At 60.7% G+C, this 21,202-nt stretch carries 20 protein-coding genes and 1 riboswitch; of the genes, 11 read left to right on the plus strand and 9 right to left on the minus strand.

Going from position 1 to position 21,202, the window contains the following annotated elements:
• Positions 1–81 precede the first annotated feature (81 nt).
• A complete protein-coding gene (dxs, locus tag GGE33_RS10715; RefSeq protein ID WP_183823013.1) occupies positions 82–2,001 on the plus strand; it encodes a 1-deoxy-D-xylulose-5-phosphate synthase in 1,920 nt (639 codons plus the stop codon).
• A gap of 8 nt (positions 2,002–2,009) precedes the next feature.
• Here dxs and GGE33_RS10720 read toward each other — a convergent pair whose 3' ends face one another.
• From GGE33_RS10720 to GGE33_RS10730, 3 genes are all read right to left on the minus strand, one after another.
• Positions 2,010–2,597 carry a YceI family protein gene (locus GGE33_RS10720; protein ID WP_183823015.1) on the minus strand — a complete coding sequence of 196 codons (588 nt, stop codon included), beginning with the start codon at positions 2,595–2,597 and terminating at the stop codon, positions 2,010–2,012.
• 30 nt (positions 2,598–2,627) lie between these two features.
• Positions 2,628–3,197 (minus strand): cytochrome b, encoded by a 570-nt coding sequence (locus GGE33_RS10725; RefSeq protein WP_183823017.1) that lies wholly within the window; start codon positions 3,195–3,197, stop codon positions 2,628–2,630.
• A 124-nt stretch (positions 3,198–3,321) separates the two neighbouring features.
• Entirely contained in the window at positions 3,322–4,428 is a 1,107-nt protein-coding gene (locus tag GGE33_RS10730; protein ID WP_183823019.1) for an OpgC family protein, read from the minus strand.
• Positions 4,429–4,683: 255 nt separating this feature from the next.
• On the opposite strand from GGE33_RS10730, the gene GGE33_RS10735 reads away from it, so the two are divergent.
• The 3 genes from GGE33_RS10735 to GGE33_RS10745 all read left to right on the plus strand — a co-directional run bounded on the left by GGE33_RS10735 (position 4,684) and on the right by GGE33_RS10745 (position 8,474).
• Complete coding sequence (locus GGE33_RS10735) at positions 4,684–5,439, plus strand: TlyA family RNA methyltransferase (RefSeq protein ID WP_183823021.1); 756 nt, start codon at positions 4,684–4,686, stop codon at positions 5,437–5,439.
• Positions 5,436–6,680 (plus strand): class I SAM-dependent RNA methyltransferase, encoded by a 1,245-nt coding sequence (locus tag GGE33_RS10740; protein WP_183823023.1) that lies wholly within the window; start codon positions 5,436–5,438, stop codon positions 6,678–6,680. Before GGE33_RS10735 ends, GGE33_RS10740 begins: the two co-directional genes overlap by 4 nt.
• A gap of 189 nt (positions 6,681–6,869) precedes the next feature.
• Positions 6,870–8,474: a peroxidase family protein gene (locus GGE33_RS10745; RefSeq protein WP_183823026.1), complete on the plus strand. Its 1,605-nt coding sequence runs from the start codon at positions 6,870–6,872 to the stop codon at positions 8,472–8,474.
• 83 nt (positions 8,475–8,557) lie between these two features.
• Here GGE33_RS10745 and GGE33_RS10750 read toward each other — a convergent pair whose 3' ends face one another.
• Both GGE33_RS10750 and GGE33_RS10755 read right to left on the minus strand, forming a co-directional pair.
• Positions 8,558–9,313, minus strand: a complete 756-nt coding sequence (locus GGE33_RS10750) for a crotonase/enoyl-CoA hydratase family protein (protein WP_183823027.1) — start codon at positions 9,311–9,313, stop codon at positions 8,558–8,560.
• Between the two features lie 10 nt (positions 9,314–9,323).
• The gene (locus GGE33_RS10755) at positions 9,324–11,141 is read right to left on the minus strand and encodes an acyl-CoA dehydrogenase family protein (protein WP_183823029.1); all 1,818 of its coding nucleotides are present in this window, start codon (positions 11,139–11,141) and stop codon (positions 9,324–9,326) included.
• Between the two features lie 213 nt (positions 11,142–11,354).
• On the opposite strand from GGE33_RS10755, the gene GGE33_RS10760 reads away from it, so the two are divergent.
• Positions 11,355–12,359: a transporter gene (locus tag GGE33_RS10760; protein ID WP_183823031.1), complete on the plus strand. Its 1,005-nt coding sequence runs from the start codon at positions 11,355–11,357 to the stop codon at positions 12,357–12,359.
• Positions 12,360–12,421: 62 nt separating this feature from the next.
• Here the strand turns inward: GGE33_RS10760 and GGE33_RS10765 are convergent, their stop codons facing one another.
• The 3 genes from GGE33_RS10765 to GGE33_RS10775 all read right to left on the minus strand — a co-directional run bounded on the left by GGE33_RS10765 (position 12,422) and on the right by GGE33_RS10775 (position 14,016).
• Positions 12,422–12,895 (minus strand): BA14K family protein, encoded by a 474-nt coding sequence (locus GGE33_RS10765; RefSeq protein ID WP_183823033.1) that lies wholly within the window; start codon positions 12,893–12,895, stop codon positions 12,422–12,424.
• Between the two features lie 171 nt (positions 12,896–13,066).
• Positions 13,067–13,552, minus strand: coding sequence for a BA14K family protein (locus GGE33_RS10770; protein ID WP_148142853.1), 486 nt, complete (start codon positions 13,550–13,552; stop codon positions 13,067–13,069).
• 95 nt (positions 13,553–13,647) lie between these two features.
• Positions 13,648–14,016 (minus strand): winged helix-turn-helix transcriptional regulator, encoded by a 369-nt coding sequence (locus tag GGE33_RS10775; protein ID WP_246435944.1) that lies wholly within the window; start codon positions 14,014–14,016, stop codon positions 13,648–13,650.
• 135 nt (positions 14,017–14,151) lie between these two features.
• Between GGE33_RS10775 and GGE33_RS10780 the strand changes: the two genes are divergently transcribed.
• The gene (locus GGE33_RS10780; protein ID WP_183823037.1) at positions 14,152–15,051 is read left to right on the plus strand and encodes an NmrA/HSCARG family protein; all 900 of its coding nucleotides are present in this window, start codon (positions 14,152–14,154) and stop codon (positions 15,049–15,051) included.
• A 50-nt stretch (positions 15,052–15,101) separates the two neighbouring features.
• Here the strand turns inward: GGE33_RS10780 and GGE33_RS10785 are convergent, their stop codons facing one another.
• On the minus strand, positions 15,102–16,346 hold the full coding sequence (locus tag GGE33_RS10785) for an aromatic ring-hydroxylating oxygenase subunit alpha (protein WP_183823039.1): 1,245 nt from the start codon (positions 16,344–16,346) through the stop codon (positions 15,102–15,104).
• 91 nt (positions 16,347–16,437) lie between these two features.
• A riboswitch (cobalamin riboswitch) is annotated at positions 16,438–16,670 on the minus strand.
• A gap of 150 nt (positions 16,671–16,820) precedes the next feature.
• Between GGE33_RS10785 and GGE33_RS10790 the strand changes: the two genes are divergently transcribed.
• The 5 genes from GGE33_RS10790 to GGE33_RS10810 all read left to right on the plus strand — a co-directional run bounded on the left by GGE33_RS10790 (position 16,821) and on the right by GGE33_RS10810 (position 21,175).
• Entirely contained in the window at positions 16,821–17,429 is a 609-nt protein-coding gene (locus GGE33_RS10790; RefSeq protein WP_183823041.1) for a DUF6656 family protein, read from the plus strand.
• Positions 17,430–17,460: 31 nt separating this feature from the next.
• Complete coding sequence (locus tag GGE33_RS10795) at positions 17,461–18,453, plus strand: L-threonylcarbamoyladenylate synthase (protein WP_183823043.1); 993 nt, start codon at positions 17,461–17,463, stop codon at positions 18,451–18,453.
• Between the two features lie 2 nt (positions 18,454–18,455).
• Positions 18,456–19,916, plus strand: coding sequence for an FAD-binding oxidoreductase (locus tag GGE33_RS10800; RefSeq protein ID WP_183823045.1), 1,461 nt, complete (start codon positions 18,456–18,458; stop codon positions 19,914–19,916).
• Positions 19,913–20,293, plus strand: a complete 381-nt coding sequence (locus GGE33_RS10805) for a winged helix-turn-helix domain-containing protein (protein WP_148142859.1) — start codon at positions 19,913–19,915, stop codon at positions 20,291–20,293. The genes GGE33_RS10800 and GGE33_RS10805 overlap by 4 nt, the downstream gene beginning before the upstream one ends.
• 315 nt (positions 20,294–20,608) lie before the next feature.
• Positions 20,609–21,175, plus strand: coding sequence for a DUF6101 family protein (locus GGE33_RS10810; RefSeq protein WP_183823047.1), 567 nt, complete (start codon positions 20,609–20,611; stop codon positions 21,173–21,175).
• The last annotated feature ends 27 nt before the right edge of the window (positions 21,176–21,202 follow it).

Genomic DNA, 21,202 nt, shown 5'->3' on the forward strand with positions numbered 1-21,202 from the left:
AAAACTTGAAAAAAGCCGTTTTCTGCTCATCTTTTGGGACGAAACGACTTCCAAGAAAACAAGAAGAGAAAGCCAGCTTCCGTGACTTCCCTGCCCGCGACGCCGCTGCTCGACACCGTCAAGCTCCCCGCAGATCTGAAGAAAGTCGATGACCGCGACCTGCCCAAGCTTGCCCGTGAAGTGCGCGACGAGATGATCGATGCGGTCTCGAAAACGGGTGGTCACCTGGGTGCCGGACTTGGTGTGGTCGAACTGACGATCGCCATCCACAAGGTTTTCAACACGCCCGACGACCGGCTGATCTTCGATGTCGGCCACCAGTGTTATCCGCACAAGATCCTGACCGGCCGCCGCGACCGGATCCGCACGCTGCGCCAGGAAGACGGTCTTTCCGGCTTCACCCGCCGGGCGGAAAGCGAATACGATCCCTTTGGCGCCGCGCATTCCTCCACCTCGATTTCGGCCGGTCTCGGCATGGCGGTCGGCTCGGAGCTTGCGGGCAAGAAGCGCAACGTGATCTCGATCATCGGCGACGGCTCGATGTCGGCCGGCATGGCGTTTGAAGCGCTGAACAATGCCGGCGCGCTGGATGCCCGGCTGATCGTCATTCTCAACGACAACGACATGTCGATTGCCCCGCCGACCGGCGCGATGAGCGCCTATCTGGCGCGCCTTGCCTCCGGCCGCGCCTATATGGGCGTGCGCGAAATGGGCAAGAAGCTGACCGGCTATCTCGGCCGTTCCGTCGACCGCGCGATCACCCGTGCCGTCGAACATGCACGCGGTTACGTGACCGGCGGTACGATGTTCGAGGAACTCGGCTTCTACCATATCGGCCCGATCGATGGTCATTCCTTCGACCATCTCCTGCCGGTCCTGCGCAATGTGCGCGACAATGCCCATGGCCCGGTGCTGATCCATGTCGTCACCCAGAAGGGCAAGGGTTATCCGCCGGCGGAAGCTGCGGCCGACAAATATCACGGCGTCAACAAGTTCGACGTCATCACCGGTGCGCAGGCGAAAGCCAAGCCGAATGCCCCCTCCTATACGAGCGTCTTCGGTGACGCTCTGGTACAGGAGGCAGGCTTCGACGACAAGATCGTTGGTATTACCGCGGCGATGCCGGACGGTACGGGTCTCAGCAAGCTGCAACAGGCCTATCCGTCGCGCACCTTCGATGTCGGCATTGCCGAACAGCATGCGGTGACCTTTGCGGCCGGTCTTGCGACCGAAGGCTTCAAGCCGTTCTGCGCCATCTATTCCACCTTCTTGCAGCGCGGTTACGACCAGGTCGTGCATGACGTTGCGATCCAGGGTCTGCCGGTGCGCTTCCCGATCGACCGCGCCGGTTTCGTCGGTGCCGACGGGCCGACACATGCCGGTTCGTTCGACACGACATTCCTCGCCACGCTGCCGAACATGGTTGTCATGGCCGCCGCCGACGAGGCGGAACTGAAACACATGGTGCGCACCGCCGTCGCCTATGACGATGGCCCGATCTCGTTCCGTTATCCGCGCGGCGAAGGCGTCGGCGTCGAACTGCCGGAGCGCGGTGAGATCCTTGAGATCGGCAAGGGCCGCATCGTCAAGGAAGGCTCCAAGGTTGCGCTTTTATCCTTCGGCACGCGGTTGAAGGACTGTCTGCTTGCTGCCGAAGATCTTGAGGCCGCCGGGCTTTCGACGACGGTTGCGGATGCGCGTTTCGCCAAGCCGCTCGACTATGAGCTGATCCGCCAGCTTGCCCGCCACCACGAGGTGCTGATCACCATCGAGGAAGGCGCCGTCGGCGGTTTCGGCAGCCATGTGCTGCAGTTCATGAGCTCTGAAGGCCTGCTCGACCACGGGCTGAAGGTCCGCTCTATGGTTCTTCCGGATATCTGGATGGAACAGGCAAGCCCGGACGTGATGTATGCCAAGGCCGGCCTCGACCGCGCCGGCATCGTCAGGACCGTGTTCGGCGCGCTCGGCAAGACTGTGATCGGCGTGGGCGCTGCGGGATAAGCCACGCCTCAGTTTCGCTGACCTTCTACCAGCATGTCGAATTCCACCACGTTGGAATAGATCGGCGTGCCGACATCCATGGCGTAATGCGACCGCAGTATCCGGCCGCTGACGGTAAATCCGATCATGCGGCCGTTCCACGACGTCAACCTGACATCGAAACTTTCCGCTGCACTATGCCCTTTGGCAGTTAGCGTGCCGGTGATATGGGCGCTATCCGGACCGGTTTGCTCGACACGATTGGAACGAAAGGTAATGCTGTCGTAATTTTCGGTATCGAACACGGCACTCGAACGCAGGAAGGTATCGACCCTTGCCTGGCCGGTGCTGACACTTTGCGGCTCCAGTTCGAAATTCACCACCGCATTGCTCAAGTCGCCTGCCTTCAGATTGAAATTGCCGGAGAACCTGCGAAAGCTTCCCTTGATACCGCCACCGCCGACCTGATCGACCTGAAAGCGGATATCGGATGAGCCGGTGATGGTGTAACGCCCCGCCGCTTCGGTGAGATTTGGGACGCCTGGCGCCGCCGGAGCAAGTTGCGCCGATGACGAATAGAGAACTATTGCGGTTAGAATTGATGTCCCTCGGATCATGACACGTCACCTCCCTGACGAATCCTTGCCTTATCGATGGCCGCGAAGGCCGAGCATGCGGATCAGAACGGCATCGCGCCTTATATAATGGTGGTAAAGCGCAGCGCTGGCATGCAGCGCCACCAGTGCGAGGACAAGATAGGCGAGCACGGCATGCGCCGTCGTCCACCAGGCTTCGGCGGCATCGGATTTTGCCACCGGCAGATGCGGGATGACGACGAGATCAAAAGCAAATGTCGGTATCTCCAGCGTAGACACAGAGGCTATCATCCAGCCTGCGAGCGGCACAGCAAGCGCCAGCAAAAGCAGCAGATGATGCATTCCGCGCGCGGCCCCATGTTCGAGAGCGCTCATCTCGGCGACCGGTTTCGGTCGGGGACCAAACAATGAGTAGGCAAGCCGCACCAGAGACACAAGCAGAGCCAGCATGCCGAAAGACTTGTGCCACTGAAACAATGAGAACTGCAAAGCCGGATCGACGGAACGGCGCGTCATCGCGAAACCAAGCACGATCAACCCGAAGATCAGCAGGGCGACCAGCCAATGGAGCGTGATCGTCACAAAGTTATATCGATCAAGGCCCTTGGCATGACGGCGCATGGCTGGCTTTCCCGATGCCTTAACAAACAGCTTTGCGCCTGGCCGGTGGTTGCTTCAACTCACAATCACTTGCGTCGCCTCAAATCATACCGAGCAGATAACGATAAATCGGCCGGTATTCCGGTCAAGCCGGATTAGCTCTGCCAAGCTGCAGGCGGTCGGAAGAAGCGCGCAGCCTTTTCCTTTCGAGAAACCAGCCAAGCGCCAGATGTGCGGCGCAGCCCGCAACAAGGATAATCATCTGGGCGCCAAGCGACGCCTGCGGGTGCAGGCCCATATAGACGCTTGCCGAGGTAGAAAGAACGATACCTATCGAAAAGATCGGCAGGCTGTGGCGACCGATCATCGAAACGTGCCGCAGCCATACCCATCCTGTTGCCTTTTTCACAAAATCCATGTTCCAGGCGAGATAGAGGATGGCCAGCGCGTCGGCGATGCGCAACGGCCCACTGTTGGTTTTCGAAATCAGTTCCTTGTAGAAACCGGGATAAGGCGGCTGAAACCATGCCAGGAAATAGGCAAGGTTTACCGGGATGGCGATGATGGCGAAGCCTGCCGCAAGGAAGAACGCCTTGCGGTCATAGGGCAAGGGATCACGACCGGTCTTGATGCGGATACCGAGCACGACGCCGATTGTGAAGATCAGCTGCCAGGAAAGCGGATCGAAGTACCAATGCCCGCTTTCCAGCGCCGGGTTCGCAAAGTTGACGTGCCCACGACCCGCGACGATCCAAATGAGCGTCGAAAGGCCTATCAGCAGTGTCGGGGAACGATCGTGAAGCAAGAAGACGACCGGAACCCATAGCATGAGCACGATATACATCGGCAAAATGTCCAGATCTCCGGGCATGTACGCCAGTAGCGCGGCCTGTACCCCACGCCGGACCGGCTCGTTGAGAAAGCCGGCCATATCACTGACCGCGCTGGTATGGGCATATTCGATCGCCAGCAGCGACGCGAATGCCGCCATGATCAGGAAAAGCAGCAGGTATGCGAGATAGATGCGCCATGCACGGCGCCAGGGGCGCGACAGAGAGAGACCGGCATTCGGGCGATAATAGGCAAGCGCCGAAGACATGCCGGCGAGCAGCACGAATAGCTCCGACGCATCGGCAAAGCCGCGCGAATGCTGGAACGTGGCGGAAAAGGTGAATTCGGCGTGGCCAATAAAAATCAGCAGCAGCGTTATGCCGCGTAACAGATCGATCCTGACTTCGCGTTGAATTCCCATGGGTGTCTCCGCGACACAATCATCACCAATGCCGCTGGCTCGTTCCTAGCGAAAAATCACTACCGGCCGCTTGAAGAACTCATACTCATTTTACAGATCTCCGACTTATGGCCGATTTCGGGATTCTCTGCCTATTGCTGGGGCACGGCGCCATCGCCTGTCTGTTTCGCTTTTGCTCCAATCCGGAGGCGGAACTGATACCTGCTTTTGCTGGAATTGCTTGCCTTGCGACACGGAAACCGCCAAGAGAGCCGCATGAACCAACACTCCTCATCCGTCCGTCTCGACCAGCTGCTGGTCTCGCTCAACCTTTTCGACAGCCGCTCGCGGGCGCGCGACGCGATTGCGCGCGGCACCGTGAAGGTCGATGGCAAGGTCGTGACCAAGCCCGCGCAGTCCGTCTCGTCGGAGGCCGAGATCGTCGTCGATGATCCGGCCAGCACCTATGTCTCGCGCGCGGCGCTGAAACTGATTGCGGCGCTCGACCATTTCGGCCTCGATCCGGAAGGCCTGACCTGCCTCGATGTCGGCGCGTCGACGGGTGGATTTACCCAGGTTCTGCTGGAGCGCGGTGCCGCCCACGTCATCGCCGTGGATGTCGGCCATGACCAGATGCATGAGCGGCTGCTCAGCGATGAGCGCGTCACCAATATCGAGGGCCTGAATGCCCGCGAGATGACGGCGGACGACATCGATGACGAGCCGGTCGATTTCATCGTTTCCGACGTCTCGTTCATCTCGCTGAAGCTTGCCCTGCCGCCGGCGCTCGAACTGGCGGAACCGGGCAGCCATTGCGTGCTGCTGGTCAAGCCGCAGTTCGAAGCGGGCCGCGAAAATGTCGGCAAGGGCGGCATGCTGAAACAGCCGGAGACTGCGCCGGATGTTGCGGCGGAACTGCAGCGCTGGCTCGTCGAAGAGATGGAGTGGGAAAGTCTCGGGATGATCCCCTCGCCGATCGCTGGCGGCGACGGCAATGTCGAATTCCTGCTTGGCGGAAGGAAGCCATCATGAGTACGGTCACCGTCACGATCGAAAAGCTCGGCGCACAGGGCCATGGCGTTGCCGAAAGTGAATACGGGCCGGTTTATGTGCCTTACGCGCTGCCCGGCGAAACGTTGGCAATCGCCCGCAACGGCGATTACGGTACCGTCATGTCGACCTCCAATCCGTCCCCGGACCGGATCGAGCCGATCTGTCGGCATTTCAATCCCGACCGGGACAATTGCGGCGGCTGTTCGCTGCAGCATCTGGCGGCACCGGCCTATAACGCTTTCAAGCGTGAATTGGTCATTGATGCGCTGAAGGCGCGCGGGCTGACACCGGAAGTCGGGGAGACCATTGCGTGCCATCCCGGCGAGCGACGCCGCGCCGTATTTTCCGTGCGCCGCACAGAGAAGGAGCTGCTTCTCGGCTTCAATCGCGCCGAGACCAACCACATCGTATCAATCGAAGAATGTCCCATCACCTCGCCCGGTATCGTGGCGAGGCTTCCCGCGATCCGCACAGTGGCAGCAGCGCTTGCTCAAGGGTCCGAGAGCTTCCACCTGACGGTGCTCGAGACGCTATCCGGGCTTGATCTGGCGGCTGATGGACTGAAAAAGCTCGACGACAAACAGCGTCGTGCCGTGACCGAAGCCGTGCTTTCGCTGAAAGGCATTGCGCGGGTTTCGGTGAATGGCGAGATCATTCTCGAACCGACGAAGCCGATCATCGATTTCGGCGGTGTCAACGTGTCGCCGCCGCCCGGAGCCTTCACCCAGGCGACCAAGCCCGCGGAAGAGGCGATGGCGGAACTGGTGATGAACCATCTCGGCAAGGCCAAGCGGGTGATCGACCTGTTTGCCGGCTCGGGTACGTTTTCGCTCAGGATAGCCCGCAAGGCGAAAGTGCATGCGGTCGAGGGCGAGGACAAGTCGATCAAGGCGCTCGATCTTGCGGCGCGCAACACGCAGGGGCTGAAACCGGTCACGGTGGAAAAGCGCGACCTCTTCCGTCGTCCGATGATGGCGCAGGAACTGAAGGTCTATGATGCGGCCGTCTTCGACCCACCGCGCGCCGGCGCCGAAGTTCAGGTGAAGGAGCTTGTCCGCTCCGGGATCAAGACGGTCGTGGCCGTTTCCTGCAACCCTGCAACACTTGCGCGAGACCTCAAAATTCTCGTCGATGCGGGCTATCGCATCAAGTCGGTGACGCCGATCGACCAGTTCCTCTGGTCGACGCATGTGGAAGCCGTGGCGCTGCTTTCGCGTTAATCTGACGCAAACCTCGCCCCAGTTCGGGGCAGGCTCATTCTGAAGTGCCGCGAAGATACACCTTCCGGTATTGCTTTCGGCACTTTTGAATTCCCTCCAATTTACCGAACATTAGGACGAGAGCATATTTCGCCGCCTCGCAGCCTGTGGAAGCAAATGACTTGCTTTGCTGCGACGGGAGGGGAAATCATGACAGACGTAGCGATGCATGGGCATGGCGTGCGCGGGATGAAACCGGAGACGCTGCATTCCTTCGACGGCATAGGCGATCCCGGCAAATTCGGGGTGATGTTTCCAAATCTTCTGCCGCTTTCGGCCAGCGATGATGCGCTTGCGGAACTGGCGGCAGCGATGCTGGACAGGCTCGATGCGGCGGGCAATCCCGATCCCGCGGGCGACAACATGAACATCCCGGCGGGCTATACCTATCTCGGCCAATTCATCGACCACGACATCACGCTGGACACGACGCCGCTCGACCAGCAGAAGGCCGATCCGCTGGCGACGGTGAATTTCCGCACACCGGCGCTCGACCTCGATTCGCTTTATGGCGACGGGCCGGGCATCCATCCCTATCTCTACCAGCGCGATCCCGCCAAGCCGAAGATCATCGGCAAGATGCTGATCGGACATGCGGCGCAATCACCCGACCAGAATGGCCGCTCCATCCCGACACTGCCCAACGACCTGCCGCGCAACCAGGTCGGACATGCGCTGATCTTCGACGAGCGCAATGACGAGAACCTTTTGGTGGCGCAGATGCATCTTCTGATGTTGAAGTTCCACAACAAGGTATTCGACAGGGTGGTCGCCGCAAATCCCGGCCTCAGCGACGACGCGCTTTTCAAGGAAACAAGGCGGATCGTCACCTGGCACTACCAGTGGATCGTGCTGTTCGATTTCGTCGAACGGCTGACCGAGCCGGGCCTCATCCAGAAGATCAAGCATCAGGGCCGGCGTTTCTACCGGTTCAAGCAGCGGCCCTACATGCCAGCGGAATTTGCCGCTGCCTGTTACCGGCTCGGGCATTCGATGGTGCGGCAGACCTACAGCCATAACCAGGTATTCAACCCGACGGCGGATTCGATCGCCAATGGCACGCTGGGGCTTCTGTTCTTCTTCACCGGCAAGTCAGGATCGATCACCGGCGAATTCGCGCCCGTGCCGCCTGCCCCGCCTCCTGCGGCGCAGAACACGCTGCCCTCCAACTGGGTGATCGACTGGCGGCGTTATTTCGATCTCGGCACGCCGGCCGGCGGCAACTTCGCACTCAACCACAGCCGCCGTCTCGACCCATTGCTGACACCGGCGCTACATACGCTGCCGGGGCTGATACCCGAGGCACCGCCGCAGCTGGTGCGGGAATTCAACCTCGCCTTCCGTAACCTGCGCCGCGGCGTGCAGATCGGGCTTCCGTCCGGCCAGGCTGTCTGTCGGGCGATGGGCCTCACGCCGCTGAAACCGGCGCAGGTTGCGACCGGGCCTGACGGCAAGGCCGCCAAGAAACACGGGCTGCATGAGGAAACGCCGCTCTGGTATTATGCGCTGAAAGAGGCGGAGCATTACCACAAGGGCGAACGCCTCGGCCCGATGGCCTCGACCATCGTCGCCGAAACCTTTCTCGGCATGGTGCATGGCGATCACGATTCCTTCCTCTGGCAGCGGTCCGACTGGAAGCCGGAATTGCCGAGCGCCAAGGCCGGGCATTTCACCATGGCGGACCTGATCCGCTTCGTCGGCGATATCAACCCGGTCGGCACCGCCCTGGAACAGGCATTGGAACCGCAGCCGTAAACAACCGAGACTGCCCGCCCGCCCGCAGGCAAGGCCTGCCGGTGCCGACCTCACAGTCGCATCGGCAGGCTGCCCCTATTCTTCTAACGACGAAGGAAGGCTTCGAAGGCGGCCCGCGCCTCGGCGCTTTTCAGACGAGCGGAAAAATGGACGAGTTCGTCATCGATCCGCGCCAACACCTCATCGCGCGGGCCGCGAACGAGATCGCGGGCGATCTGCAGCGCCTGGGGCGGTTTCTTGGCAAGTTCGGCACCGATTGCCAGCGCCTCCATCTCCACCGCATTCGGAGCGACAACCTTCCAGATCATGCCGGCTTCGAGTGCTGCCTCGGCGGAAAAGCCTTCGCCGGCCACCAGAAGCGCGAAGGCGCGTTGATGGCCGATGATCCTCGGCGCAAGCAGGCTCGATGCAGCTTCCGGGACAAGCGCCAAATCGACGAAGGGCGTCCTGAACAGGCTGCGGCCAGAAGCGACCGTCAGGTCGCAATGGAGGTTGAGTGTCGTGCCGATACCGATCGCCAGCCCGTCGACGCCGGAGACGAGCGGCTTTTCGGCCAGTGCCAGCGCCTTGATGAACAGGGCGCCGGCCGGCGGCTCCGTGGTGCCCGACATCGCGTAACCGACGAAATCGCCCATGTCGTTGCCGGCGGAAAAGCAGCCTTCGGTGCCAAGAAACACGACGGCCTTCACCTCGTCATCGGCATTGGCCTCTTCAAGCGCGGCCGTCATGCGCTGATACATGGCGGCGGTGATGGCGTTCTTCTTTTCCGGCCGGTTGAAACGGATGACCAGCACGCCGGGATAGGCATCGGTACGATCGACGATGATATGTTCGGTCAAGATATCTTCCTCAATCCAGCAGGCTGCGGGCGGCGGCAAGGCTGGCGGAGCCTGCGATGACGCGATCCTTGAGCGCCGAGGTTTCGGCGAGCAGGTTTTCCGCCATGAAGCGGCAGAGGTTGACGCGGCCGCTCCCCTCGCCGTTATCGGCTGCGACCAGCCCGCCCCTGGCGAGATAGACGCCGGTCAGGACGAGGCCGAAGAGGCGCTGATAGGGCGTCGCTCCTGCCAGAGCATCGGCCGTACGGCCATCCGCCTGCGCCACCAGCAGCCAGGCGGTTGCAGCCTCCAGAGCAGCGATTGCGGCGCGCAGCCGGTCACCGGTTTCGCCGAAATCGGGATCGTTGCGGACGGCGATCTCTTCGGCCACCTGCTTCAACTCGGCAAGCAACCCCTTCACCTGATCGCCGCCGGAAAGCGGCAGCTTGCGGGTGACGAGGTCGATCGCCTGAATGCCGTTTGTGCCTTCATAGATCGGGGCGATGCGGGCATCGCGCAGATAACGCGCCGCACCGGTCTCTTCGATGAAGCCCATTCCTCCATGGACCTGAATGCCAAGCGAGGCGACATCGACGCCGATATCGGTGGAGAAGGATTTGGCGATCGGGGTCAGCAGGGCCGCACGCTCTGCCCAATGTTTGGCCTCTTCACCCTCATGATGATGGGACATGTCGGTGGCATGGGCGCAGGCATAACAAATGGCTCGTGCGCCTTGGGTCAGTGCCTTCATGGTCAAAAGCATCTGGGCGACATCCGGATGCTCGACGATCGGGCTCATTCCCCCGTTCTGGCCCCCGTTCTGGACGGTGCTTTTATCGTTTCCCGACCAGTTCGGCGCCTTGCCCTGCGTGCGTTCCTTGGCGAAGGCGATGGCCTTCTGGGTCGCGGCTTCGGCAATCGCGACACCCTGGATGCCGACGGCGAGGCGTGCGTTGTTCATCATCGTGAACATGCAGGCGAGACCTTTGTTTTCCTCGCCGACGAGATAACCGACAGCACCCCATTCCTCGCCGAACCGGCCGTCACCGAAAATCATCGTGCAGGTGGGAGAGCCGTGAATGCCGAGCTTGTGTTCGATCGAGTGGCAGAGAACGTCGTTGCGCTCACCGAGTGATCCATCCTCGTTGACCAGGAATTTCGGCACCAGAAACAGCGAGATGCCACGTGTGCCGGCCGGTGCGTCCGCCAAACGGGCGAGGACCAGATGGATGATGTTGTCGGCGGCATCATGCTCGCCCCAGGTGATGAAAATCTTCTGGCCGAAGATGCGATAGGTGCCATCGTCGCGCGGCTCGGCGCGGGTCTTCAGCACGCCGAGATCGGAGCCGGCATGCGGTTCCGTGAGGTTCATCGTGCCGGTCCATTCGCCGGACACCATCTTTTCCAGAAAGACTTCTTTGAGTTCATCCGAGCCGTGGGCTGCGAGCGCCTCGATCGCGCCCATCGTCAGTGTCGGGGCCAGCGCGAAGGCCATTGAGGCTGAGTTCCACATTTCGAGCGCTGCGACATTGAGCATATGCGGCAGGTTCTGGCCGCCATAAGCCTCCGGCGCGGTCAGTCCGTTCCAGCCGCCTTCGCGCCAGCGACGATAAAGGTCGGGCCAGCCCTTCGGCGTCGTCACCTCGCCGTCTTCGAGTTTCGCGCCTTCGCGGTCGCCCCTCTCGCCGAGCGGCGCGATCTCGCTCGAGGCGAAGCGTCCGGCCTCCTCAAGGATTGCCGCCACCAGATCGCCGCTGAGGTCGCCGAAGCGCCCCTCCTCCAGGGCCGCGGAAAGACCGGCAACATGGTTCAACGTGAAGGCAATCTCCTCCACCGGGGCGCTGTACATATGATCCTCCTCATCAGAAGTGCAGCCTTGCCTCTCGGGACAAGTAATTCCTTTTACGTAAACGTAAAGGAGATTGTCAATCGGCAGGTTGTTCCATCATGAAGCAGTCGCGCATGAGGGGAAAGAAAAATGATAAAATGCAGGATGCCGCGGCGATAAAGATTCTTTCGCGAGTTTGATCTAGAAGGTCTTCAGGATACCGGAGTTCTGCCGATGGATACGCCACCGCTGATGACGCCTGCCATTCCCGGTCTCGTCTGGGCCTACCGCTTCGATGCGCCGACGCGCTCCTGCGCACGGCTACCGCTCGAGACGACGGCGCGAGAGCTGGATAGCGGCGACGGTTTTCTCTGGCTGCATCTGAACCTTGCCGACAGCCGGGTACCGGCGTTTCTGGAAAGCCTGCCGGGTGTGACGCCGCCGGTGCTTGCGGCTCTCACCACGCGTGACACCCATGCGGCGATCATTCTCGACGAGCAGCTGATCTACGGCACGCTGATCGACTTCCAGAAGGAGTTCGACAGCGAAACGCGCGATATCGGCTGGCTGCATTTTTTCGTCTCCGACCGCATCATCATCACCACGCGTCTGCAGCCGCTGCGTTCCATTGACCGGCTCAAGGCGCAGATGGAAAAGAATGCGGCACGCTTCAAACGGCCGATCGACGTGTTCGAGACGCTGGTGGCGGAATTCCAGCGAACACTGATCACGCTTGTCATGGAACTGACGGAAGAGCTGAACCTGATCGAGGATTTCGTCTACGACAACGCACCGCGTGACGAACGCCGCAAGCTCGCGCCCGTGCGCCGCACCGTCGTTCGGCTTCACCGGCATCTGCGAACGGTGCTGACCCTGATGCGACGGGCCGCGGCTTCCGACGAGGACGAGATGCCGGATGGTTTCGATGATGCGGCATCACGACTGATCAGCCGTCTGGAAGCGGTCGATCATGATGTCTATGCGCTGCAGGAACGGGCACGGCTGCTGCATGAGGAAATCGATTCCAAGCTTTCGTCGGAAACCAACCGCCACCTCTACATCCTGTCGCTGATGACCGCCTTCCTGTTGCCACCGTCGCTGGTCACCGGCTTTTTCGGGATGAATACGGAAGGCCTGCCATTTGCGCATCTGGAGCATGGCACGCTGTTCGCCTTCGGCGCGATCGGGCTTTCGGTTGCCGCCGCTTGGTGGCTACTAAGGCGGGTCGGCATTCTGTAATGCGCAAACGAAAAACCCGCGCCGAAGCGCGGGCCGATCTATCGTGCCATTTCCCACCCCACTCAGTAGTAGGGCGAATAACAGGTCTGGCGTGGGCCGTTATACGGCTGGAACGAGTTCGAATAGCTATCATAGGACCGGTAGCGGCCCGCACACCATTCATAGTGGCGCGGGTTCAAGCCGCCTCCGCCGCTATAAGCAGGCCGGGGTGCGGGCTCGACATAACGTGGCTGCGAAGCGATCGCTCCTCCGATGATCGCGCCGGCACCGAAGGCTGCAAGCGGATACCAGTAGCCATCATTGTGACGACGATATCCGTCACGGTGGTAGCGGTAACCGCGATGACCTCCGTACCAGCCGCGGCGCGGGCCATCGCCACGCCAGCCGCGGTCGCGATAATATTGCACGTTGCTTACGTCGGATACGAACTGCGCATTCGGTGCGGCTGGCAGCGGCAGCGCCTGCGCGGTTCCGAGTGATCCAGCAAGAACGACGGCTGAAACAGCTGCAACGGCAAATTTCTTGAACAGAGTCATTTCGTACTCTCCATTCCCTTAGTTGAAGAGGTGACGCCTCCCGCGCCACCAACTCACAGGATAGTCAACAAACATTCCAACGCTAGGATTTTTGTCCTGAATGCATGCTATGCGCGGAAATGTGAAAGCCCGGCCGCGTGAGCGTCCGGGCTTGTTCGTCATGATATCCGCTTACCTGTAAGGCGAAACGCAAGAGCGGCGGACGCCGGCGCTGGCGACATAGGTATTATCCGAAGCTCGATAAGTCCGGTAGCGATTGGCGCACCACTGATAATGGCTGCCCCCCGAAGCACGCGGCTGGTTGGCGATGGCGCCGCCGATAATCGCAGCGGCACCGAATGCTGCCAGCGGGAACCAGTAACCGTTGTGATAGCGATATCCTTGGCGGCGCTCGCGATATCCGCGATGGCCGTTGTAATATCCTTCCCGATAGGCGCGTCGATCATGGCGGTAGTGGCGGCGATCGCGATCATGGCGATAATAGCGGCGGTCACGATCGTCGCGACGGTATTGGACCTCGGTCGCCTGGCTGGCGGAGGCCTGCACCGCCATCGGTGCCACCGGCATCACAGGTGCGGCCGAAACCGGAACAAAACTCGTAGCAAGAACGGCCGCTGCCGTTAAGGCGGTGGCAATGCGCATGCGGAATGCGTTCATGGGAATGTTTCCTCGACATATAATCAGCGATTTAGAACGTGATACATACCAATTTGTTCCACGCCATATTCCCTGGCAGAGGAATGCCAGATGCCCTATTCGCCGGCTTCGTCGAAAACGCGCCGGTTTTCCTCGATGCGGGAGAAGTTGTCCCTGATCCAGAAATTCAGCGCCTGAAGAGACGCCAGTATGCCGGCTCCCAATTCGGTCAGCTCGTATTCGACGCGCGGCGGCACCTCGGGAAAATAGTGTCGCCTGACGAAACCGTCGCGTTCCAGGCCGCGTAGCGTCAGTGTCAGCATGCGCTGCGTGATGCCGTCGATTTCCCTTTTCAGATGCGAAAAACGGAGCCTTCGACCCTCTGCCAGCGAGAGGCGCCAGATGACCTGAACCGTCCACTTGTCACCCAGACGCCCGCATACTCCGTTAGCAGGTTGCGGCAGGAAAGCCTGATCGCGCGTCAACTGCCTTTCGGTTTTGCTCCGACCTGAATTGTCCAAGAGTATCACCCGTGTGCCCGAGGCTGAAAATAGTGCCGTCTTCCGGCTGTGTTTCAACAGTATATATGGAGACCCCGTGTTCACCACGAGGGTTCTCAGATGAAAGAAGACAAGCGTCCAATCCTGGTATTCGGCGCCACCGGCCGGCAGGGTGGAGCGGTCGCCGAAGCGCTTTTGAAGGCAAGATGGCCCGTTCGCGCGATTGTGCGAGACATTGCGGCCCCCAAATCCGTCGCCCTTCGTCAGGCGGGTGCCGAACTGGTTGAAGGATCATTTGCCGATCTCGATACATTTCGCGCCGGGATGGACAGTGCCCATGGCGTGTTCAGCGTCTTACCGGCCAACCTGTCAGAGACCGAAGAGGTACGGATAGGGTGCGGGATCGCCGATCTTGCGGCCGAAAGCGGCGTCGCACATCTCGTCTATTCCTCGGGCGCCAGTTCCGGCGACACACCGACCGGGATCGCCCGTTTCGACGCCAAGCCGCGGATCGAGGCGCATATCCGTTGGCTGCCGGTCACCGCAACCATAATCAGACCGATGATATTCATGGATATGCTGATCAACCCGGCATTCGGCCTTTCAGAAGGCCGGTACACATTCTTCCTCAGGCCGGACCAGTCGATGCAACTGATTGCCGTGGAAGACATCGGGAAATTCGTCGCCGCGATCTTTGCCGATGGCATACGGTTCAGCGGACGGACGATTAAGATCGCGAGCGATACGGTTACAGGGCGCCAGCTGGGGGAAATCTTCAGCGAAGCCGCCGGTCGTCCGGTCATCTATTCCCGCTTTGCCGATGAAGTCCTTGCCGCCAATAGCGATCTTGGTCAGCTTGCGGCGATCCTGGATAACGGCCCGCTGGCGGATCACGTGGACCTTGCTGCGATGCGCGAGATCAATCCCGAGATCATTTCCTTTCGGGCCTGGCTTGCGACCCAAAGACACCAAGCCTTCGACGCCTTAATCGGGAGTGATCGTACGTCCCACTCAGCGTAAAAACAGGCTCCTCCGCAAACTGACGGCACATTGCGGAGGAGCGCTCAGTATCACGCCACCGCGTAAAGCGTGCTGTCCTTGCCCTGCAGGCGATCGATCATGAAGTTCGAATACCACTCAACGAACTGCATCACACCACCTTCATGCGCCTCGGAATAAGGGCCGGGTTCATAGGCGGGAGAGCGGATGCCGAAGGCGTTTTCCTCGACGATCTGCCTGTCCTGGTCGTTGGTCATGTTCCAGACATGGGTCAGCTGCTCGACATCGTAATCGACGCCTTCCACCGCATCCTTGTGGACCAGCCATGTGGTGGTGACCGCCGTCTCTTCCGGCCCGATGGGGATGACTCGGAAAGAGATCGCGTGGTCGACCAGCATATGGTTCCAGGTGGTCGGGTAATGGAACAGAAGCATCGTGCCGATATGGGAAATCGTCACGTCGTCGGAGAGCGACCGTTGAACTGCGGGACGGCCGTTCATCGTGTAGCTTTCGGCATCCTCGATCAGCGGCATGCGCGCCACGCGGAACTGGCCGTCCGGCGACATGTTGAACGTGCTCGGCAGGCCGGCCGCTTCACAGCGGCTCCAGTGTTCGGAAATGAACGGATCGTCGCCGGCGCCCTGCACACCGGTCGCAGTCGGCGCTTCCGGGTAGGTGCGGCAGAGTTCCGGATGGTTACCGGCGCAGTGATAACACTCGCGATTGTTTTCCCAGACGAGCTTCCAGTTGCCCTTTTCGATGATCGTGTTCTGGGCAGCAACCTTCGTTTCGGGCAGGCGATGCGGCGCCATGTAAGGCTCGACCGTTGCGCGAACCGGAGCAAAATCCGGGGCTTCCTTTGCGAGGCAGATAAAGATGTAGCCAGCAACCACCTGGCAGTGGACGGGTTTCAATCCAAACTGCTTCTTGTCGAAATTCTCGCCCATATGACGGGCCGACATCAGCGAGCCGTCATGCTGGTAGGTCCACTGGTGATAGGGACAGACGAGGCGGGTCGCAGAACCCGTTTCCTTGGTGCAGACGCGGTGGCCGCGATGGCGGCAGGTATTGTGATAGGCGCGGATATCGCCCTCGCGCGTGCGGATGACGAGAACCGGATAGTCGCCAACCTGCAGGGTAAAATACATGCCCGCCTTGTTGATCTGGCAATCGTGGCCGGCAAACAGCCAGTCGCGATACCAGATCATCTCGAGATCGAGCTTGTAATAATCGGGATCGATATAAAAGGGCTGTTCCAGGCTGAAACCTTCGCGGCGGTTCTTCAGCTGCCGCAGAACCTGATTGTGAATGTCCATATGCTTCCTCGCAATACAAGCAAGCTTCAGGGCATGGACAAGCCGGCAACAATCAATGCAGCCAATTCCCGTCCCGTGCGCCCTCCGCGACCGGTGTCATCAAGCTCAGGCTGGTTTCCGGGCTGAGGAGTTGTCCCAAAAGGACTGCATGGCACCTTCCCGGTCGGCCGTTCGGCTCTGTCCCAGTGGCCGGGGTCGCCCCCTACCATGCCTTCAACTCCACCACCGTTGCGGGGGCAGCGCCGGATAGATCTCTGCGACCCGCCGGCTTCCCAATTCTCCGCCTCCCCTAGCGAGGCGGCACCTTGAGCTTTGTCATATTTAAGCGGGACGCCGGCCTGTCGCATAGACGACATTGCGACATCGGCCACTGCATTGGCGACGATCGCGCAATAGCATCCGATTGCGGGAGAAACCGACTGTTAAGGTCTTGCTAATAGTGTTCTTGAAAATTCATTGGGAAGAGCCGCCACCATGCCAGGACAGCTCCGTTATTACGAAGTCAACAGGCCCAGGCCCTTGATGATGCCGCCAAGCAGCGGCAATGCCCATACGGAATTCCTGCGAACCGGCAGAATTCCACGCTCCCGCCCTGTCTGGGTTCCCGACGAACGTCGCTATCTCACCCATGACGAAGTGGCTGAAAAGACAGGCAAGAAGCTCGAAACGGCCGGCGAAACCACGCATAAGCGGCTGAACAGCTTTCACCGGTCTATCCACCTGCCGAAGATCATCTTTCACCGCACGTTGGAGGGTAGCCCGCATCTGGGCTATTGCCATGTGACCGCAGCACGTACCTTCTTTTCGCAGGATGCGATGGTCAGCTGGTCATTCTACATCGCCAACTTCTCTTCCGAGATCGGCGGCGACGAGGTGTTTTTCGCCCGAATCAATCCACGGAATTCCCGCATGTATTTCGCCGTCGCGGTGGAAGGCGAAGCAGGCGAACAGGCGCGGATCGACCGGACATGGCGCAAGAACGGGCTTCTGTTCCAGACCAACAGCCCGCGCGATGCGATGCGCAACGTTCTGATGCTCGGCGCGCCCAGTGCCGCAGTGCGCGAAATCATCAAAAGGCTTTAAAGCACGGGCACTCCGCTGTATTGACAGCGGCATGACAGCCGAAATCATAAACATCACCCATGAGCCCCAGCGCGCCATCAGCGAGGCAAGCCGCGTGCTCAATGACGGTTTTCCCGTCGCCATTCCGACCGAAACGGTCTACGGCCTTGCCGCGGATGCGACGCGCGCCGATGCGATCTCGCACATCTACGAGACCAAGGGGCGTCCGCAGTTCAATCCGCTCATCTGCCATGTCTGCGATATCGAGATGGCCGAGCGGTACGCGGTGTTCGATCCGGCGTCGAGAAAGTTGGCCGAAACCTTCTGGCCCGGTCCGCTGACCATTGTCCTGCCGCTCAGGAAAGACAGCACCATCCATCCGCTGGCAACCGCGGGGCTGGAAACGGTCGGGCTTCGCTGCCCGGAAGGTTTTGCCAACGACCTGATCCGCGATTTCGGCCGGCCGCTTGCGGCACCAAGCGCCAACACGTCCGGCAAGATTAGCCCGACCTCGGCACGCCATGTGATGGACGACCTCGGCGACAAGCTTCAACTGATCATCGACGGCGGCTCTTCGCCAGTCGGCGTCGAGTCGACGATCATCCGCGTCGATCCCGAAACCGGCGCGATCCTGCTTCTCAGGCCCGGTGGTCTTGCGGCCATGCATATCGCCGACGCTGCCGGGCGTGACCTTGAGCGCCGCTCAGGCCCTGCCGCGATCATCGAGGCGCCGGGCATGCTCGCCTCGCATTATGCGCCGGGCGCTAGCGTGCGTCTCGACGCGACGGCGATCGAACCGGGCGAAGCGCTGATCCGTTTCGGTGGCCAGCCGGTTGCCGGTGCGGAAAAGGCTGCGATCGATCTCGACCTCAGCCCATCCGCCGACCTTGCGCAGGCGGCCGCCAACCTGTTCGAATACCTGAAGCGCGCGGATGCCAGCGGTGCCTCAAGCATCGCGGTTGCGCCGATCCCGAACGAGGGACTAGGCGAAGCGATCAATGACAGGCTGGGACGGGCAGCCGCACCACGCGACGGAGAGGAATGAAAATGGACAATGCAGCGGGCGAGAGCGCAAAGGCCGGTTCAGAGATGGCTTCGGGACTGATTGACCGTTTTGCCGCGATTGTCGGAGATGCCAATGTGATCCGCGATGCGGCAGGCCTTGCCCCGCATCTGGTGGAGGATCGTGGTCTCTACAAGGGTTCCTCGCCGCTGCTTCTGAAGCCTGCCTCGACGCAGGAAGTCTCGGCGATCCTGAAACTCGCCAGCGAAACCGGCACCGCCATCGTGCCGCAGACCGGCAATACCGGTCTTGTCGGCGGACAGACACCACGCGCCGGCGGCAATGACGTCATCGTATCGCTTGCCCGGATGAACCGCATCCGCGACGTCGATCCGGTAGCCAATGTGCTGGTTGCCGATGGCGGCGCAATTCTTGCCGACGTGCAGAAGGCTGCGGAAGAGGTGAACCGGCTGTTTCCGCTTTCGCTCGGATCGGAAGGTTCCTGCAGGATCGGCGGCAATCTTTCCACCAATGCGGGCGGCACGGCGGTGCTTGCCTATGGCAACATGCGCCAGCTCTGCCTCGGGTTGGAAGTGGTACTTCCGACCGGCGAGATCTGGGACGGCCTGCGTCGGCTGAAGAAGGACAATACCGGCTACGACCTGCGCGACCTCTTCATCGGTGCGGAAGGCACGCTCGGCATCATTACCGGTGCGGTCCTGAAACTCTTCCCCCGACCGGTCGGTCATCAGGTGGCGTTTGCCGGTGTCGCCTCGACCGAAGACGCGCTTCAACTGTTCGACAAGGCCTCGACACTTTGCGGCATGGCCCTGACCGGCTTCGAGCTGATGCCGCGGATCGGCATCGAATTCACCTCGCGCCATATCGACGGCGTGCGCGACCCGCTGTCGGAACCGCATCCGTGGTATGTGCTGATCGACATATCGACGTCGGACTCGGCCGAGACTGCTGAAGTCATGGTCCATTCGCTGCTGGAGCAGGGTTTCGAGGCCGGTCTGGTACGCGATGCGGTGATTGCCAGCTCGGTTGCGCAGCAGAAGGCGCTGTGGACGATGCGCGAAAGCATGTCCGGCGCTCAGAAGCCGGAAGGCGGATCGATCAAGCACGACGTGTCCGTGCCGGTCTCGAAGATCCCGCAATTCATGGCGGAGGCCGAAACGGCGGTTCTCGCCGCCATGCCAGGCGCGCGCGTCTGCGCCTTCGGCCATATGGGCGACGGCAATATCCACTACAACATCTCCCAGCCGGTAGGTGCCGACAAACAAGCGTTTCTCGACCGCTGGCGCGAGATCAACGAGATCGTCCATAGGATCGTGCTTGCCGCTGGCGGCTCGATTTCGGCGGAGCACGGCATCGGCCAGCTGAAGCGGGACGAGCTTGCGCATGTCCGCTCGCCGATCGAGATGGACCTTATGGCCCGGATCAAGAAATCCTTCGATCCGGCCGGCATCATGAACCCGGGCAAGGTCATCATCGCCCCATGAGCCATATCCGGAAAACCACGATCCGCATCGATTTCGATATCGGCGTAAGGCTCGGGCCGGGAAAGGCGCAACTGCTCGAGCTGATCGAGGAACATGGTTCCATCCGCGCCGCCGGAGCTTCGATCGGCATGTCCTACCGGCGTGCATGGCTGCTTTCGGACGAGATTAACCGGATGTTCCGCGAACCTTCGATCTTTACCCGCCATGGTGGAAAAAGCGGCGGTGGGGCCGGCCTTACCGAGTTCGGCCGGGAGCTTCTTTCACGCTATCGACGGATGGAAGCCGCCATGCTCAAAGCCGCCGACGAGGATCTGGCGTGGCTGTCGTCCAATATCGACGCGGCCTTCACACCCTTCTCCAAAAAAGACGACAGCTGATTTTTGTCCCAGGCTTTCGGCCTGCATAATCGGCGATCCGGACGGTTTTCCACAGACCCGAAAACGCGATCGCAAGGGCGTGTCTCACGGCGATACGCCTTCAATCCAAGCTGACGCGTTCACCCTTCAGAAACCGCGATAATTGCGGCATTCGGTAACCATCCACCAAGGCAAACTTTCCTTAACCGCGATTTTTAAGGGGTTTTCGCAACCCCGCCGCCTAATGTGAGCCCATCAGAGGACAAAAGTCCCGCAGAGAAACGAATACGGGAAACCGGAAGCGGCTCTCAGGTAAAACAAGGGTAGCATAAAGCGATGAGCAAAACCGTTCTGAAGCCCGATTGGGCAGGGTCGACATTGAGGCTCGATCCGTCTCGTTTTCCGCAGCAGATTACCTATTCGCTGCGCGAGACCTCAGGAGATGTCACGATCACCATCGACGAGCGCGGCGCCGTGCTGCGCAAGATCCTTCCGGGTAGCGGTCTGCCGCTGTCCTTCGCCCTGCCGGCGCGCGCGTTCAAGGGTGTCGCCGCCCGTGCGATCGACCATGGCAACGGTGAAGTCACCGTCACGCTCGAACTCCATCACGACGATCCTGATCTCTGCATCCCGCTTCTCGTAGCGCACGATCTCTGCGACATCGCAGCCGACTGGCGCTCGTGGTCTGAAGCCTTTCATATTCCGATGCTGATGGTTGAAGCCGATGGCGTTGCCCGTCCGCTCGAAAACCATATCGGCGACGTGCGCAACCATGGCACCAAGCAGCGCCGCCGTCACTCCTATTTCGCCGCAAGGCGTCCCCGCTTCCTCGTTCGCCGCACGACCGGCAGCCTCGGCGTCGCGCTGAGGATCGAAGGCCGGGAAATCATCGCGCGCCGGTAGGAACGTCCCCTGAACCTGCAAGGCGCA

Origin of the sequence: Aliirhizobium cellulosilyticum (assembly GCF_014198105.1) — a bacterium.
GTDB classification, from domain to species: Bacteria; Pseudomonadota; Alphaproteobacteria; order Rhizobiales; family Rhizobiaceae; genus Neorhizobium; species Neorhizobium cellulosilyticum.